The organism is Nocardiopsis alba, from assembly GCF_000710955.1.
Classification (GTDB): domain Bacteria; phylum Actinomycetota; class Actinomycetes; order Streptosporangiales; family Streptosporangiaceae; genus Nocardiopsis; species Nocardiopsis alba.
Window position 1 is genome coordinate 700,524 of sequence record NZ_BAZE01000001.1, and the last position, 16,308, is coordinate 716,831.

Consider the following 16,308-nt stretch of genomic DNA (forward strand, 5'->3'; position numbering starts at 1 on the left):
CACCAACGGTGCCCGAGATGTCGCTGTTCCACCTTCGTGGGGGTCTCCTCCGGCCGGAATAAACCGGAGGGAACGGGTGTGGAAGCGCGCGTTCCGGAGACGTCCACGGTCAAGGCACCGGCGCCCGACTCAAGAGGACATGGGGCCCTCCACCGTCCGCGGGCTCTCGGGCCCGCCGACGCGGGCCGCCCAGTGGCAGGCCGTCCGATGGCCCGGCCCGCCCGCCAACACCTCGGGGTCCACGCTCGTGCACATGTCCGCCACACCGGCCCTCGCGGCCTCGCCCGAGGCCAGGACCGGGCAGCGGGGATGGAAGCGACACCCCGTGGGCACCCGCTTGGGGTCCGGCGGCTCGCCGCCGAGCACCACGGGCCCCTCCTCCACCCCGGAGTCCGGGAGCACCGACAGCAGGGCACGCGTATAGGGGTGCTCGGGGGCGGACAGCACCTCCTCCACCGTGCCGACCTCAACCACCCGCCCCAGGTACATCACCGCGACACGGTCGGCGATGTTCCACGCCAGGCCGAGGTCGTGCGTGGCGACCAGGGCGGACAGGCCGAGGTTCTCCCGCAACTCCAACATCAGCCGCAGGATCTCTCCCCGCACCGAGGCGTCCAGCGAGGCCACCGGTTCGTCCGCCACCAGCACCTCGGGGTCCAGGATCAGGGCTCCGGCGATCACCACGCGTTGGCGCTGGCCGCCGGAGAGCTCGTGCGGGTAGCGGGACAGGAACCTCTCCGGAGGCCGCAGACCCGCCCGGGACAGGGCCCGGGCCACGCGTTCGTACTCGTCGACGGTGGTGCCCTCGTGGATGCGCAGCCCCTCGACGACCGACTCGTAGACGGTGCGACGCGGGTTGAGCGAACCCATCGGGTCCTGTTGGACGAGCTGGACCCGACGCCGATAGTCGCGCAGGTCCCGGGAGCGGTGGCTCAGCGGGGCGCCTTCGAACAGCACCCGCCCGCCGGTGGGCCGCTCCAGCCCGAGCAGGGTGCGGGCCAGGGTGGTCTTGCCGCAGCCGGACTCTCCGACCAGGGCGACGATCTCGCCGGCCGCCACGTCCAGGTCGACCCCGTCCACGGCCCGTGCGGTCCCCCGTCCTCCACCCGGGCCCACTCCGGAGGAGAAGGCCACCTCGACGGCCTCGGCCCTCAGGATCGGCGTCTCGCCCGTGTCGGTGCCGACGGCGGCGGTCAGGGGGTCGGTCTCGGCGCTCAACGGCTCGTCTCCTCTGTACTCGTCTCCCCCGGGGTCGACGCTCCCTCGATCCCGTCACGACCGGAGCCGACGTGCACACAGGCGGCGTGCCGCTCCGAGCGCCCGCTCTCGTCTGGGCGGACCGGCCACAGCGGGGGGTCGACGGTGGCGCACACGGTCTCGGCCACGGCGCAGCGCGGACGGAAGGCGCACCCCGAGGGCGGGTCGGCGGGATCGGGCGGGTCTCCGGGAAGTCCGCGCGGGGCCAGCCGCGAGGCGGGGTCGCCGATCTTGGGGAAGGCGGCGCTGAGCGCGCTCGCGTAGGGGTGGGCGGGGTCGTGCACGACCTGGTGGGCGGGCCCCTCCTCCACGATCCGTCCGGCGTACATGACCGCGACCCTCTTGCAGGTGGCCGAGAGCACGGACAGGTCGTGGCTGATCATCAGCATGCCGATGCCGTTCTCCTCCACCAGGCGTTCCAGCAGGGCGAGGATCTGCGCCTGGATCATCACGTCCAGGGCGGTGGTGGCCTCGTCCGCGATGATCAGACGCGGCTCGCAGGCCAGGGCCATGGCGATCATCACGCGTTGGCGCTGACCGCCGGAGAGACGGTGGGGGTGGTCCTGGGCGCGGGAGGCGGGCAGTCCGACCTGTTCGAGGAGCTCGGCCACGCGTTCCTCGACCCGCTTGGCGGGCACGGTCCCGTGGACGAGGAGGGGCTCGGCGATCTGATCGCCGATCCGTCTGACCGGGTTCAGGGAATGCATGGCCCCTTGGAAGACCACGGAGGCGCCGACCCAGCGGACGGCGCGCAGACGCCCCCACTTCATGGTGAGGACGTCCTCGCCCTCCAAGAGGATCCGTCCGGTGACCCGGGTCCCGGCGGGGAGCAGTCGCAGCAGGGCCAGGGCCACGGTGGACTTGCCGCTGCCGGACTCCCCGGCCACTCCGAGGGTGTCGCCCGGCTCCAGGGACAGGTCGACGCCGCGAACGGCGGGGACGTCGCCGGCGCCGCTCGTATAGGTGACGTTCAGGTCTCGGACATCGAGGAGTCCGCTCAACTCCGCCCCCTCAGTCGTGGGTTGATGACGGCCTCGACCGCGCGCCCGCACAGGGTGAAGGAGAGCGCGACCACGGCGATGGCGAGGCCGGGCGGGACGATGTACCACCAGATGCCGGCGCTGATCGCGCCCGAGGTCCGGGCCGCCTGGAGAAGGGCGCCCCAGGAGATGGTGGTGGGATCGCCCATGCCCAGGAACGCGAGGGTGGACTCGGCGATGATGGAGGTGGCCACCAACAGGGTGGTCTGGGCGAGGACGACGGGCATCACGTTGGGCAGGACGTGCCAGCCCATGACGTGGGCGTGGCCGCCGCCGAGGGCGCGGGCCCTCTCCACGTAAGGGCGGGCCTCCACGGCCAGGGTCTGGGCCCGGACCAGACGCGCGGTGGCCGGCCAGACCGTGAGGCCGATCGCGAGGATGATGGTGCCGGTGCCGCGCGGCAGGACGGCGGCCAGGGCCACCGCCAGCACCAGGGTCGGCAGGACCAGGAACCAGTCGGTGACGCGCATGATGATCGAGGCGACGACGCGCCCGCCGGTGCCTCCGGAGGAACCGAAGTGTCCGGCGGTGATCCCCGCCAGGGTGCCCAGGGACACCGAGACGAACGTGGCCAGCAGGCCGACGGTCAACGAGACCCGTGCTCCCCAGATGATGAGGTCCAGGACGGAACGACCGAAGTTGTCGGTACCGAGCGGGTGGTCGCCGCCGGGGGGCTGGAAGGGATCGCCCGGGGCTCCGGTGACCGTCAGGTGGGTCTGGTCGATGAACAGGGGCGCGGTCAGCGCCAGGGCTCCGATGACGAGCAGCGAGACCAGACCGAACATCCCGGCCCGGTTGCGCGCGTACTCACGGGCGAAGCGGAGCAGGGCCTCTCGGCGTCGACGCCGGGCCAGGGACCGGGGCGACCGACCCGCGGTCGGTTCCGGTCCGGTGGGCGGTTCGGGGCGTGGTCCGGGGACGGATCCTGTGGGCGCGCTCATGGGCGCACCCGGGGGTCGAGCAGCGGGTACACCAGGTCGGCCAAGAGGTTCATGAGGATCACCGAGGCCGCGAAGACCACGAACAGGCCCTGGACGAGGCCGATGTCGGGGACCTGTAGGCCGGAGTAGAAGAGCTGTCCGAGACCGGGCCAGGAGAAGACCGTCTCCACGAGGATGACCCCGGACACGACCTGTCCGAGGTTGAGGAAGATCAGGGTGACCGTCGGCAACAGGGCGTTGGGGACGGCGTGCCTGCGGCGGACCAGGGCGTCGCGCAGGCCTTTGGCCCGGGCGGTGGTCAGGTAGTCGGCCCCCTTCTCGTCCATCAGGGAGGAGCGCATGATCATCAGGTACTGGGCGTAGATGACGGCCACCATGGTGACGATCGGCAGCACCATGTGCTGCGCGGTGCTCAGCGCCCTCTCCACCGGGCCGGTGAGGGTGGGGTCGACCATGCCGCCGGTCGGGAACAGGCCGGGCATGAACCCTCGTCCCGAGGCCAGCAGGACGATGAGCAGCAGGCCGAGCCAGAAGGTGGGCACCGACCAGAAGAACAGGGCGACGGCGGTGTTGATCCGGTCGCCTCGTCCCCCCGGTCGCCATCCGGCTCGGGTGCCCAGGAACAGGCCGAGGAGCGCGGCGATGATCGTGCCCGTGCCGGCGAGCAGCAGGGTCGGTCCCAGACGCTCCAGGATGAGGTCGGCGACCGGTTCGCGGTACTGGAACGAGACGCCCAGGTCGAAGTGGAGCAGACCCTTGGCGTAGTCGAGGAACTGGAGCCACAGGGGTTGGTCGAGGCCGAACTGGCGGCGCAGCTCCTCGCGCTGTTCCGCGGTGACCTCGCGTCCTTCGGTCATGGCGCGGACGGGGTCGCCGGGCAGGATCCTGAAGAGGAAGAACCCGGCGACGATCACCGCGAACAGGGACACGATGGCGGTCAGGAGCCGGCCGAGCACGTAGACGGCCACGCTCGCGGCCCGTCCCGGTCCTCGGGGCCCCGCCGGGGCGGGGGCGTCGTCCGCCCCCGCCCCGGTCGGTCCGTCCGCCGCTGTGGGCGTGGTCGTCACTCGCGGTCCTCCATGGTGGAGCGTCGGCGGAAGAAGAGGAAGGCCCCGGCGACCACCAGGACGAGGGCTCCGACCCCGATGCCGATGACCGCCCCGGTGGACGGCCCCCCGGTCGGGGAGCCGGAGGTCTCGGCGGGCTGCGCCGACCACCAGGCCCAGTAGCCGTCCTGGCCCCAGATGTTGCCGCCCTCGGCCGGTTCGAGCTGGAGATCCTCGATCTGGTCGGTCCGGTAGGCCTCCAGGATGTTCGGGTAGGTCAGGACGTTGACCACGGCCTCCCGGTAGAGGACCTCCTGGAGCCGGTGGATCAGTTCGGCCCGCTTCTCGGGGTCGTACTCGGCCAGCTGCGCCTCGTAGAGCTCGTCGTACTCCTCGTCGCAGAAGTAGGCGTCGCCCTGCATGGTGCCGGGTTCGGTGGGCAGCGCTCCGCACGTGTGGATGCTGAGCACGTAGTCGGGGTCGGGGTTGACCGTCCACCCGGTGAAGATGAGGTCGTACTCGGCGTCGTAGAGGGCGTCGCTGAGGATGCCCGGGTCGACGGTCCTGTTGTCGATCTCGATGCCGACGTCGGCGAGCCGTTCGGCGATGACCAGCCCGGCCTGGACGTTGTCCGGGCGGTCGGAGTGGACGAACATGCGCAGCTCGAGACGGTCGCCGTCGGGCGAGACGCGTACGCCGTCGTCGCCCCGTTCGTAGCCCGCCTCGTCGAGCATCTCGTTGGCGGCGTCGGGGTCGAAGTCGAGGATCGCCTCCTCTCCTTCGGGGGACCAGTGGAAGTCGGAGTAGCGCGGCGGAATGTAGCCGCCGGCCGCGACGGCCTGGCCGTTGGAGCCCTGGCGGACGATCTCCTCGTTGTCGATGGCCTTGACGATGGCCTGGCGCAGGGTCAGGTCCTCGAGCGCGGGATGTCCGTCGCCGAACTCCTCGCCGTCCTGGGTGACGGCCCCGGGGTTGATGGTGAAGGCCTGGAAGCGCTTGCCGTCGGCGATGTTGACGGCGATGTCCTCGACCGATTCCAGGGAGGTGATCTGGGCGTCGGTGAGCTCGTAGACGAAGGAGACCTCGCCGCTTCGGAGCGCCTCCACGGCGGCGTCCTTCTCCGAGTAGTAGCGGAAGTACAGCTCGTCGAAGCCCGGGGCGCCGCGCCAGTGGTCGGGGTTGGCCCGCAACATGATGTGCTCGCCCCGCGAGTGCTCGGTGAGGACGAAGGGGCCGCTGCCGACCGTGGGCAGGTCGTCGCCGGTGTACTCGGAGAAGGCGTCGCCCTCCTCCTCCAGGATCGGTTCCCAGACGTGGCGGGGGACGATCGGCACGTTGAGCGCGGTCATCGTGGCCTGGGGCTCGTCCAGTTCGATGACGACCGTGCGGTCGTCCTCGGCGGTGACCTTCTCGAACCCGGAGACGTAGTTGCCGGAGGCGATGGCGGCGGCGTCGTTCTCCATGATGGTGGTGAACGTCCACGCCACGTCGTCGGCGGTGAGCTGCTCGCCGTCGCTGAAGTAGACGTCGTCCCGAAGGTCGAAGGTCCAGGTCAGGCCGTCTTCGGAGGTCTCCCAGCCCTCGGCGAGGGAGGGCGCGGGCCCGTTGGTCTCCGGGTCGATGGTGACGAGCCGGTCGTAGACGTGCCGGAGGATGTTGGTGGTGACCGCCAACTGCGCGGTGAAGGGGTTGAACGAGTCGACCTGTTGCGCGATGGCGACGGTGAGCCTGCTGCCATCGCCCTCCTGGGCCGCGGCGGGGACCGCGGACAGTCCGCCGATGAGAACCAGCGCGGCGGTGGAGGCCGCCGTCCGTCGGAGAAGGGTGCCGGTGGGAGGATCATGATGGTTCATAACGGCCCCTGTCAGGATTCGTGGGGTGGTGGCCTGGCCACCTGGGGGTTGTTGGTTGTTTACCAACTGGGTGTGATGAGCGTCAATGATCTTCGAGGTGAGGCGTGATATCGCAACACATTCGACTCCGGACCTGGTAATACGGTCGTTTTGTGGTGGTTGAGTGTCGAATGTTCATCTGACCGAAACCGCCCTCCGGTTCGCGGTGATCGACCGACTCCGCTACGGTTCCCGCCATGATGGGGCACTCTCACGCACTCAGCGGCGTGGTCGGTTGGATGGCGGTCGTACCGTTCGTCCAAGGCAGCGAATTCCTCGGGCTCAGCTTCGAACTCGGGCCCGGCGAGATCGTCGCCGGCTCATTGGTGTGCGCGGGTGCCGCCCTCCTCCCCGATCTGGACCACAAGAGCGCGACGGTCACCAAGACCTACGGAAAGGTCACCGAGACCCTCGGCGGCATTCTGAACTGGGCCTTCGGCGGGCACCGCATGGGAACGCACTCGTTCTTCTTCGCCGCCCTCATGGGGACCATCGTGACGCTCCTGGCCCTGTGGTCGGAGCTCGCCGTGCAGATCTTCGTCTTCCTGCTCATCGGCATCGCCCTCCAAGGGCTGGGTTTCGGCCTGGACAAGAACCGGGCCGCCTCGGGGGTCATCAACGCCCTGGGCACGGCGGCGATCACGCTCGGACTCTACGCCGCCGGCCTGAACTACACCTGGTTGGGCGTGGCCGTCGCCTTCGGCGTGATCCTGCACTTCTTCGGCGACATGATCACCAAGATGGGCGTGCCGATCTTCTGGCCCTTCTGGAAGAAGCGCATCGGCCAGAACCAGGGCTTCGTCACCAACGGCCCCGTGGAGCAGAAGGTGGTCACCCCCCTGCTCACCGTCGGCGTCATCGTGGGCTCGATCTACCTCTTCGACTGGCCCACCCTGCTCCCCGACCACTGACCCGGCGCCGGGCCGAGCCCTCAGGGGTTCCGTCCTCCGACGGGGAGCGGATCCTAGGCTGTCGCCTGTGACTCGAACCTCGGAAGCCCTCACGCCGGAACTGCACGCCTACATCGTCGCCCACACCGAGCCGGTGGACCCCGTCCTGGCCGACCTGGCCGAGGAGACCGCCCGTCTCTTCCCGGATCGGAAAGGGATGCAGATCGGCCCCGAACAAGGGGTCTTCAGCACCCTGCTCACCCGGATCTCCGGAGCCCGGAACGCGGTGGAGATCGGGACCTTCACCGGGTACTCGTCCATCTGCTTCGCCCGGGGGCTCCCCGAGGACGGCACACTCCTGACCCTGGACGTCAGCGAGGAGTGGACCTCGGTGGCCCGCCGTTACTGGGAGCGCGCCGGGGTCGACGGGAAGATCGAACTGCGGCTCGGTCCGGCCCTGGACTCGCTCCGCGCTCTGCCCGACGACACCCGCTTCGACCTGGCCTTCGTGGACGCGGACAAGACCGGGTACGTGGACTACTGGGAGGAACTGGTGCCCCGGATCCGTCCGGGCGGCCTGATCCTGGCCGACAACACCCTCTCCCACGGGCGTGTGGTCGACCCCGAGGAGACCTCCCCCGCCGTCCAGGGCATCCGCGACTTCAACGAACGGCTCGTCTCCGACGACCGGGTCGAACAGGTCCTGCTCCCGATCGGCGACGGACTGACCCTGGCCCGTAAACGCTGACCCCCGTCGTCCACAGGTAGGCCGGTTCTCCCGGCGGGGGCGGCCCCGACTCCGATAATGTCCGGTTCCATGCGCCTGCTGCACTCATCGGACTGGCATCTGGGTCGTTCCTTCCACCGGGAGAACCTCATCGACGCCCAGGCCGCCTTCCTGGACCACCTCGTCGACACCATCCACGAAGAGCGCGTCGACGTGGTGGTGGTCTCCGGAGACCTCTACGACCGGGCCCTGCCACCGGTGGACGCCGTGCGCCTGTTCGACCGTGCCCTGGGCAGGATCCGCGACACCGGGGCCCGGGCGGTGCTGATCAGCGGCAACCACGACTCCATGACGCGCATGGCCTTCGCCACGGACCTGATCGACTCCTCCGGCGTCCACCTGCGCAGCTCCCTGGACGGGGTCGGGACCCCCGTCCTCATCGAGGACGAGCACGGCCCGGTCGCCTTCTACGGCATCCCCTACCTGGAACCGGAGATCGCCCGTCACCACTGGAACCTGACCGAGCGCGGCCATCCGGCCGCCATCGGCCACGCCATGGATCTGATCCGGGCCGACCTCGCCGAACGCCCGGGCGTCCGTTCCGTGGTGCTCTCGCACGCCTTCGTCACCGGCGGAGAGGGCTCCGACAGCGAACGCGACATCTCCGTCGGCGGTGCCTCGCACGTTCCGGCCTCGATCTACGACGGTGTGGACTACGTGGCCCTGGGCCACCTGCACGGACGTCAGACCATCACCCCCACGGTCCGGTACCCGGGCAGCCCGCTGGCCTACTCCTTCTCCGAGGAGCACCACCGCAAGGGCTGCTGGCTGGTGGACCTGGACGCCGACGGCTTCGCGGGGGCCGGGTTCGTCGACGCGCCCGTGCCGCGACCCCTCGCCCGGATCCGCGGCCGTATCGAGGACCTGCTCTCCGGAGAGGAGTGGGAGCGTTACGTCGACCACTGGCTCCAGATCACCCTCACCGACCACCGTCGCCCCGCCCGCCCCATGGAACGGCTGCGCGAACGCTTCCCGTACGCCCTGCTGTTGGAGTTCGCCCCCGAGGGCGGACCCACCGAGTACCGTCCCGTCACCGCGGCCGTCGCCGAACGCCCCGAACGCGACGTGGTCGCCGACTTCGTCGAATGGGCCCGCGGCGCCCCGCCGACCCCCGAGGAGCGCGCGCTCGTCGACCGGGCCGTCGAGGAGGTCCGTCTCCAGGAAGGCACCCGCTGATGCGTCTGCACACCCTCACCGTGACCGCCTTCGGTCCCTTCGCCGGGACCGAGAGGGTCGACTTCGACCGTCTGGGGCGGGGCGGGCTCTTCCTCATCCACGGCCCCACCGGCGCCGGCAAGACCTCCGTGCTGGACGCGGTCTGCTTCGCCCTGTACGGCGGTGTCCCCGGCGCCCGCAACAAGGACCGCTCCCCCAAGAGCGACCACTCCCCGCCCGATCTGGAACCGGAGGTGACCCTGGAGTTCACCGTCCGGGGACGCCGGATCAGGATCATCCGCAAACCCCGTTGGGAGCGACCCAAGAAGCGGGGCGTGGGCACCGTCTCCCAGAATCAGAAGGTCGTCGTCTCCGAGCTGGTGGAGGGGGCCTGGCAGGGGGTCACCACCCGGCCGGACGAGGCCGGACAGTTCGTCGGAGACCTGCTGGGGCTCACCCTCACCCAGTTCTGCCAGATCGTCATGCTGCCCCAGGGGGACTTCGCCCAGTTCCTGCGGGCCCGCTCCGACGACCGCCGCAAGTCCCTGGAACGGATCTTCAACACGAGGGTCTTCCGGGACGTGGAGGAGTGGTTGGGCGGCCACACCCGAAAGCTCGAACGCGAGGTGCGTTCCGCCGAGGAACGGGTGCGCGAGGTCGCCGGGCGCATCGCCGAGGTGTGCGGCTCCACCGCGCCGAACGACCCCGAGGAGCTCACCGCCTGGGCCGCCGAGCTGGCGGTGGTGACCGCCGCGACCGCGCGCGACGCCGAGGCGATCACGGAGGCGGCCGCTCTGGAGCGAGGACGGGCGCGGGAGGCGTTGTCCGCCGGTCGGACCCTGCGGGATCGTCGCGACCGCCTGGCCGCGGCCCGCGAGCGGGTCGCCCTGCTGGAGGAGCACCGACCCTGGCGGGCCGAGGCCGAGGAACGGTTGATCTCGGCCGAACGCACCGACGCGGTCACGCCGTTCCTGCGCGCCCGGGACCAGCGGCGCACCGAACTGGAGAAGGCGGAGATGACCGCCGTCGACCGGCTGTCCCTGGTCGGCGGATGGTCCGGTGTCGACACGACCGGGATGGTCGACGCCGAACCCCTGCGCGCCGCCGAACGGATCCGACACGACGAGCTGGCCCGGCTGGACCTCCTGCGCGAGGACGCCGAGCGTCGTCGCTCCCTGCACCGCGAACTCACCGGGCTGGATCGTGAACTGACCACGCTGCGCGCCGAGGCGGCCCGGACCCGTGAACGGGGCCTGACCCTGCCCGCCCGGGTGGAGACGATCACCGGCGAGCTGGAGCGCGCCCGGGAGCGGGCCGTGCTGCTGGACTCGGCACGGCTCGCCCTGGAGGCCGCCGAACGCCGCGGGAACGCCGTCGTGGAGGTCGAACGGCTCGACGACGAGGTGGCGCGGGCCGAGGAACGCCGCAGGGTCGCGGTCGACGCGGCGCAGGAGGCCCGGGACCGGGCCCAGGACCTGCGCGAACGCCGGATCGGGCACATGGCGGCGGAGCTCGCGTCCGGGTTGACCGAAGGCTCGCCCTGCGCGGTGTGCGGTGCGACCGCGCACCCTTCCCCCGCCCTCCCCAGCGAGGAGGGGCTGGTCTCGGCCGAGGAGGAACGGCGGGCCCAGGCCGGCGCCGAGTCCGCCGCGACCCGACGCGCCGAGGCCGAGAACGACCTGGTGTCGTTGCGCGAGCGGCGCTCGGCGGCCCTCGAACGGACGGAGGGGCGCGACGCCGCCGCGGCCGCCGAGGAGGTGGACACCGCCGGACGCGCCCTCGTCGACGCCCGCGAGGCGGTCGCCGAGGTGCGGCGGCACGAGGAGGAGCTGTCGCAGGCCCGGACCGAACTGGAGCGGGTCCGCTCACGCGAGGGCGAACTGGATCGGCGGGAGAGCGAACTGCTCGCCCGGCGGGAGAGCGCCACCGCCGAACACGAACGGTTGACCGCCCTGCTGGACCGGGCCCGAGGTCGGGACGCGGGGCTGGACGAACGGGTCGCCAGGGTCACCGGTGAGGCGGAGCTGCTGCGCGAGGCGGCCGAGGCGGTGGACCGACGGGCTCGGGCCGCCGAGGAACTGCGTTCCGCCGAGGTCGAGGTGACCGAGGCGATGGCGGAGGCCTCGTTCGCCGATGAGACCGAGGTGCGCTCGGCCGTGTTGGAGGAGTCCGAGCGGCGAGGGCTGCGAGCCCGGGTCCGTGACTTCGACGACCAGTGGGCGGCGGCCCGGGCCCGCCTGTCGGACCCCGAACTGATGGCAGCCGAGGCGGAGGAGGCGCCGGACCTGGTCTACCTGGAGACCGCGGCGGTCGCGGCCGAACGGGCCGCCGACCGCACGGTGGCCTGGCGGGGTGGGCTCGTCGACCGGGCCCGCAGGGCGGCGGAGCTGAGAATCGCCCTGGCCGACCGGTTGTCCGGTTCCGAACCCGTCCTGCGCCGCTACGCGGTGGCCCAGGGTCTGAGCACTCTGGCCGCCGGGACCTCCCCGGACAACACCGACAGCGTGCGTCTGTCCGCCTACGTGCTCGCGGCGCGCCTGGAACAGGTGGTGGCGGCCGCCAACGATCGTCTGGCGACGATGTCGGACGGCCGTTACGAACTGAGATACACGGTGGACAAGGCCGCCGGAGACGGACGCGCCCGTTCGGCGGGCGGGCTCGGTATGCGGGTGGTCGACTCCTGGACCGGGGCCGAACGCGATCCGGCGACCCTCTCGGGCGGTGAGACCTTCTTCAGTTCTCTGGCCCTGGCCCTGGGGCTCGGGGACGTGGCCACCGCCGAGGCCGGTGGGACGGAGATCGACACCCTCTTCGTGGACGAGGGGTTCGGGACCCTGGACGAGGACACCCTGGAGGAGGTCCTGGACGTGCTGGACCGGTTGCGCGATGGCGGCCGCGCCGTGGGTGTGGTGAGTCACGTCGCGGATCTGCGTCAGCGGGTGACCACCCGGTTGACCGTGCGCAAGAGCTCCTCCGGCTCCCGGGTCGAGCACCACGGCTGACCCCGGGTCGGGGCACCCGCGCGGCGGTGGGACAATGACCAGCGTGAATTCGCTGGTCAACATCGCCGTGTTCGGAATCGGGGGCGCCGTCCTGGTGGCGGCCCTGATCGGTCTGCTCCTCGTGCTCTCCGGGAGTTCCCGGGGGCTGCCACCCCGGGTCCTCACCGGCTTCGGGGTCGTGTCGATCGTGCTCTGGGTGGTGCTCCCGGCGTTGGCCGCGCTGAACGCGATGTCCGCCGGGTTCGGCTTCTGGGTGGGTTTCGGCACCGCGAGCGTCGTGGCCATGGTGATGTACGCGGTGAACGCCGCGATGCTGCCGATGGTGGCCCGTCGTCAGGCGCTGGTGAGCGGGCGTTCCTCGCTCGCCGGGATCAAGCCCACCCCGTCGGTGCTGTCGGGCGGCCTGTTCGTCTGCCTGGCCATGTCGCTCCTGGTGACCGGGGTCATGGCCTTCCTCACCTGAGCCGTCTTCGACGCCGACCACGTTCGTTCGTGGAGCGGCGCCTCTCCACGTGACGATGCCGGGGTCCCTCCGTGAGGGGCCCCGGCATCGTCGTCACGGATGCGCGGATCCGATCGGGTCAGGCCTGTCCCTCTCGGGAGCGGCGGTCCAGTTCGGCCAGGTAGTCGTTGTAGGCGTCCATGTCGGCGTCGTCGGAGCCGCCGCGACGGCTGTGCCGTTCCCGTCGGCGTTCCTGACGTTCGTCGTCACGGGACCACTGCCAGACCAGCGCCAACAGCACCATGACCGTGGGGATCTCGCCCAGGGCCCAGGCCACACCGCCGCCCGCGTACTGGTCCGCGCCCTGGTCGGCCATCCACGGGATCGTGAACTGGCCGTAGAACTCCATCGCCATCGGCGCGGACTGTTCCATGATCGCGATGCCGAAGAAGGCGTGGAAGCCCATGGCGACCAGCAGCAGCAGGATGCGCAGCAGGAACGGGATCTTCCTCGGCGACGGGTCGATGCCGACGATCACCCAGTAGAAGAGGAAGCCCGAGAGCAGGAAGTGCACCCCCATGAACAGGTGACCGAGGTGGTCGTTCATCAGGGTGGGGAACAACGGTGTGAAGTAGAGGGCGTAGGGGCTGAGCACGAAGATCGGCGCGGCCACCGCGGGGTGGGTGACGACCTTCGAGTAGCGGCTGTTGAGGAAGGCGTTGAGCCACTCCCTCGGTCCCCGGTCGCCGCGGCGTTCGGCCGGGCGCAGCGCGCGCAGGGCCAGGGTGGCCGGGGCGCCCAGGACCAGCAGGATCGGGATGACCATGGCCAGCACCATGTGCTGGATCATGTGCATCGAGAACATGATCATCGCGTAGGTCGCGAACCCGCTGAGCTGGACCGCGACGACGCACAGCAGACCGAGCAGGAAGGCGACGGTGCGGCCGACCGGCCAGCTGTCGCCCCGCTTGACCAGACGCGCGACCCCGCCCAGGTACAGGCCTCCGGCGATGACCACGAACATGATGAAGAACAGGTCAGGGCGCCAGAGGGTGAGCAGGTTCTGGAAGGTCATCTCGGGCGGGATCGGGAAGCCGAGGATGGCCGCCGCCGGGTCGACGGTGCTCTCCAGCGGCGGAGGCGGCGCGGTGCGGGCCAGGCCCGCGGAGACGCCCATCACCGCCGCCATGACGAGGATCTCGGCCCCGGCCAGACGCAGGAAGTTCCAGCGGCGGAAGGCGTGGCCGGCCTTCCCCACGGGAGCCTGCTCGATGCGGACCACCGTGGCCTTGCGGTGGGCGTAGCCGAAGGCACCGAGGACCGCGAAGAGGACGACCTTGACGATGATGATGCGCCCGTACTCGGTGCCGAACAGGTCGTCGAGGGAGTAGAGGCGGGCCAGGGCGCTGGCGACGCCGCTGATCGCGACGCCGACGTAGGCCCACAGCGCCATACGGCTGAAGCGGTGCGCCGCGGCCCCGGGGGCCTCTCCCTCGGGGCGCAGGGCGTGGTAGGTGACCGCGGCCAGGCCGCCCACCCACACGCTGATCGAGATCACGTGGAGGGCGAGGCCGGTGACGGCCAGCTCGTGCGCTCCGGAGGAGGCCGAGTGACCGGTCAGCGCGGGCGGGGTGATCGCGACCAGGGCGGCGATGAGCAGCCACATGCCACCGGTGGCGCCGGTGGTCGTGCGGCCGAACAGGGCGATCCCCGTCGTGAGGAGGATGACGAACATCAGCGCGATGCCGCCGGAGACCGAGCCCGCGTAGGAGGTGACCTCGTCGACGGTCACGGTCCCCATCGGCGCGGCCAGGAACTCCGAGGCCTGGAAGTACAGGGTGGCGACCGTCGCCAGGGCCCAGGCCAGGGCGGCCCAGGTGGCGGCGCGGACGTATCCGATGGCCTGGTCCGACAGCCTCCCCTTGAAGGAGGGGAGGAGCAGGATCGCCATGAGGAGGAGGCCGATGGTCAGTACGGCCGAGACGTCCATGATGGTCTTGGCGATGGGCATGCCCCAGCGCACGGCCTCACCGGCGTCGGGAAGTCCTGGGATGACCTGGGCGAAGACCGAGCCGCCCAGAACGAGGGTGGCGCCCAGGGCGAGGGCGCACACCAACGCGGCGATCATGGCGAAGAGCGGGACGATGCCGGTGCCCGGGGCCGGGTCCGAGTCGGTTCGAGGTTCCTTGAGAGGGGATGTGTCGTTCTGTGCGGGAGGAGCCACGTGCCACTCCGTCGTCGAGTGCGGTCAACTGGTAGGTCAGCGCCCTTGGCCGTGATGGCCACCGCACTTCTTTCAACGGGAATCCGGCAGGGGCCGTGCACGGAGGAACACCTCGACCAAGGTTAGACCGTTTACTACACAGTGTCGGACTTGGTCCCTCCCGACCATCCCCCCGTACGCGAAAACCGCCGCCGTCCCCGTCGTTCCGCCCCTCCGGAAGTGCTCCACGCGATACGCTCGTCCCTCTGCGCGTCCCCTCATCAGTACGAACGCGGACAGGCGCACGTGAAGGGGGAGCGATGCCCGAATTCGACACCGTCATCCGTTCGACGCGCGTGGTGGTCCCCGAAGGGATCAGAGCGGCCGACGTCGTGGTCCGCGAGGGCCGGATCGAGGCGGTGCTCCCGTACCGCTCCCGGTCCGACGAGGGCGCCCCCGCCACGGACGGCGGCCCTCCGCCTCCGGTCGTCGACCTCGTCGATCGCGCCCTGTTGCCCGGTGCCGTCGACCTCGGGACCGGGGTGCACGTTCCGGGGCGCGACCTGGGCGAGTGCTACCGGAGCGCCGCGGCCGAGGCCCTGCGCGGCGGTGTCACCTGCCTGGTGGTCTCGCCCGCCCCGGCTCGACCGGCCATCACCTGCGCGGACTCTCTCCAGGTACACCAGAGCGCGGCGGCGGGCGTGCCTGTGCACGTGGTCTTCCTCGGCGGGGTGACGCCGGGTACGAGCCCGCTGGACCTGGCCGACCTCCAGGCCGGTGGGGCGGTCGCCTTCCAGGCCTCGCTCTCCGACGGGGGCGCGCCGGACATGGCGGCGTTGGGCGACGCCCGACTGCGCAAGGCCATGGCCGAGATCACCACTCTGGACTCCCTGCTGATGGTGCACGCCGAGGACGCGTCCGAGCTCGGCACCCCCGCGGTCTCGGCCGGTCGACGTCCGCCCCGGGCCGAACGTCGGGGGCTGGAACGGGTGATCGCCGCCGCCCGGGTGGTGGGGACCCGGACCCATGTCGGTCCGTTCACCGCGGCCGAGTGCGCGGCCCTGTTGTCGGCGGCCGGGGCCGCCGGGGTGGAATTGGGCGCGCACACCTGTCCGCACTACCTGTGTCTGCCGGAGGATCTGCCCGGGCCCGGGTCCCCGGTCCACGCCTGCCGACCGCCGCTGCGTTCGGACGCCAACCGCAAGGCACTGTGGAGCGCCCTCCTGGAGGAGGGGTCGTCGATCCGTACGGTCGGGTCGGGTCACCTGCCCGCGATCGGTCTGCGTACCCTGGAGTGGAGCCTCTCGGCCCTGTGGACGGCCGCGCGCAGGCGCGGGCTGTCCCTGGATGACCTGGCACGATGGACGGCGCGGGGTCCCGCCGATCTCCTGCGGCTGAACCGGGGGAGGATCGCGCCCGGTTTCGAGGCCGATCTGGTCGCCTTCGACGACGGGGCCGTGACACCGGTCCCCTCGACCGATCCCGGCCCCTACGCGGGGATGGATCTGGTGGGCCGTGTCGAGCGCGTGTGGGTCGGCGGTCGGAGCGCTCAGACGTAGCCCCGTGTCACACCCCACACACTCGGCTTACACACTGTCAATATGCGGGCTCAGACCTATGCACATTGATGGTGGTGTTCGGGCACCCACGCAG

The 16,308-nt window shown here is 70.9% G+C and carries 12 protein-coding genes; 6 read left to right on the plus strand and 6 right to left on the minus strand.

Features of this window, described 5'->3' with window-relative positions; all coding sequences use genetic code 11:
• Positions 1-129 precede the first annotated feature (129 nt).
• Genes TR33_RS02965 through TR33_RS02985 form a run of 5 tightly spaced genes read right to left on the minus strand, consistent with a single transcriptional unit; the run spans position 130 to position 6,137 of the window.
• The gene (locus TR33_RS02965) at positions 130-1,218 is read right to left on the minus strand and encodes an ABC transporter ATP-binding protein (protein WP_042281169.1); all 1,089 of its coding nucleotides are present in this window, start codon (positions 1,216-1,218) and stop codon (positions 130-132) included.
• A complete protein-coding gene (locus tag TR33_RS02970; protein WP_014910791.1) occupies positions 1,215-2,258 on the minus strand; it encodes an ABC transporter ATP-binding protein in 1,044 nt (347 codons plus the stop codon). Before TR33_RS02970 ends, TR33_RS02965 begins: the two co-directional genes overlap by 4 nt.
• On the minus strand, positions 2,255-3,238 hold the full coding sequence (locus tag TR33_RS02975; RefSeq protein ID WP_014908652.1) for an ABC transporter permease: 984 nt from the start codon (positions 3,236-3,238) through the stop codon (positions 2,255-2,257). Before TR33_RS02975 ends, TR33_RS02970 begins: the two co-directional genes overlap by 4 nt.
• Positions 3,235-4,305 carry an ABC transporter permease gene (locus TR33_RS02980; protein ID WP_014913469.1) on the minus strand — a complete coding sequence of 357 codons (1,071 nt, stop codon included), beginning with the start codon at positions 4,303-4,305 and terminating at the stop codon, positions 3,235-3,237. The genes TR33_RS02975 and TR33_RS02980 overlap by 4 nt, the downstream gene beginning before the upstream one ends.
• Complete coding sequence (locus TR33_RS02985) at positions 4,302-6,137, minus strand: ABC transporter substrate-binding protein (RefSeq protein WP_017534227.1); 1,836 nt, start codon at positions 6,135-6,137, stop codon at positions 4,302-4,304. Before TR33_RS02985 ends, TR33_RS02980 begins: the two co-directional genes overlap by 4 nt.
• 236 nt (positions 6,138-6,373) lie before the next feature.
• Between TR33_RS02985 and TR33_RS02990 the strand changes: the two genes are divergently transcribed.
• The 5 genes from TR33_RS02990 to TR33_RS03010 all read left to right on the plus strand — a co-directional run bounded on the left by TR33_RS02990 (position 6,374) and on the right by TR33_RS03010 (position 12,473).
• The gene (locus tag TR33_RS02990; RefSeq protein WP_017534228.1) at positions 6,374-7,087 is read left to right on the plus strand and encodes a metal-dependent hydrolase; all 714 of its coding nucleotides are present in this window, start codon (positions 6,374-6,376) and stop codon (positions 7,085-7,087) included.
• Positions 7,088-7,154: 67 nt separating this feature from the next.
• Complete coding sequence (locus TR33_RS02995; protein WP_014913600.1) at positions 7,155-7,814, plus strand: O-methyltransferase; 660 nt, start codon at positions 7,155-7,157, stop codon at positions 7,812-7,814.
• A 57-nt stretch (positions 7,815-7,871) separates the two neighbouring features.
• Complete coding sequence (locus tag TR33_RS03000) at positions 7,872-9,029, plus strand: exonuclease SbcCD subunit D (RefSeq protein WP_017534229.1); 1,158 nt, start codon at positions 7,872-7,874, stop codon at positions 9,027-9,029.
• The gene (locus tag TR33_RS03005) at positions 9,029-12,010 is read left to right on the plus strand and encodes an AAA family ATPase (protein WP_014908246.1); all 2,982 of its coding nucleotides are present in this window, start codon (positions 9,029-9,031) and stop codon (positions 12,008-12,010) included. Before TR33_RS03000 ends, TR33_RS03005 begins: the two co-directional genes overlap by 1 nt.
• A 34-nt stretch (positions 12,011-12,044) precedes the next feature.
• The gene (locus tag TR33_RS03010; RefSeq protein ID WP_026124953.1) at positions 12,045-12,473 is read left to right on the plus strand and encodes a membrane protein; all 429 of its coding nucleotides are present in this window, start codon (positions 12,045-12,047) and stop codon (positions 12,471-12,473) included.
• 118 nt (positions 12,474-12,591) lie between these two features.
• Here TR33_RS03010 and TR33_RS03015 read toward each other — a convergent pair whose 3' ends face one another.
• On the minus strand, positions 12,592-14,676 hold the full coding sequence (locus TR33_RS03015; RefSeq protein WP_017534231.1) for a bifunctional copper resistance protein CopD/cytochrome c oxidase assembly protein: 2,085 nt from the start codon (positions 14,674-14,676) through the stop codon (positions 12,592-12,594).
• A gap of 299 nt (positions 14,677-14,975) precedes the next feature.
• Between TR33_RS03015 and TR33_RS03020 the strand changes: the two genes are divergently transcribed.
• A complete protein-coding gene (locus tag TR33_RS03020) occupies positions 14,976-16,214 on the plus strand; it encodes an amidohydrolase family protein (protein ID WP_042281171.1) in 1,239 nt (412 codons plus the stop codon).
• Positions 16,215-16,308: the final 94 nt, after the last annotated feature.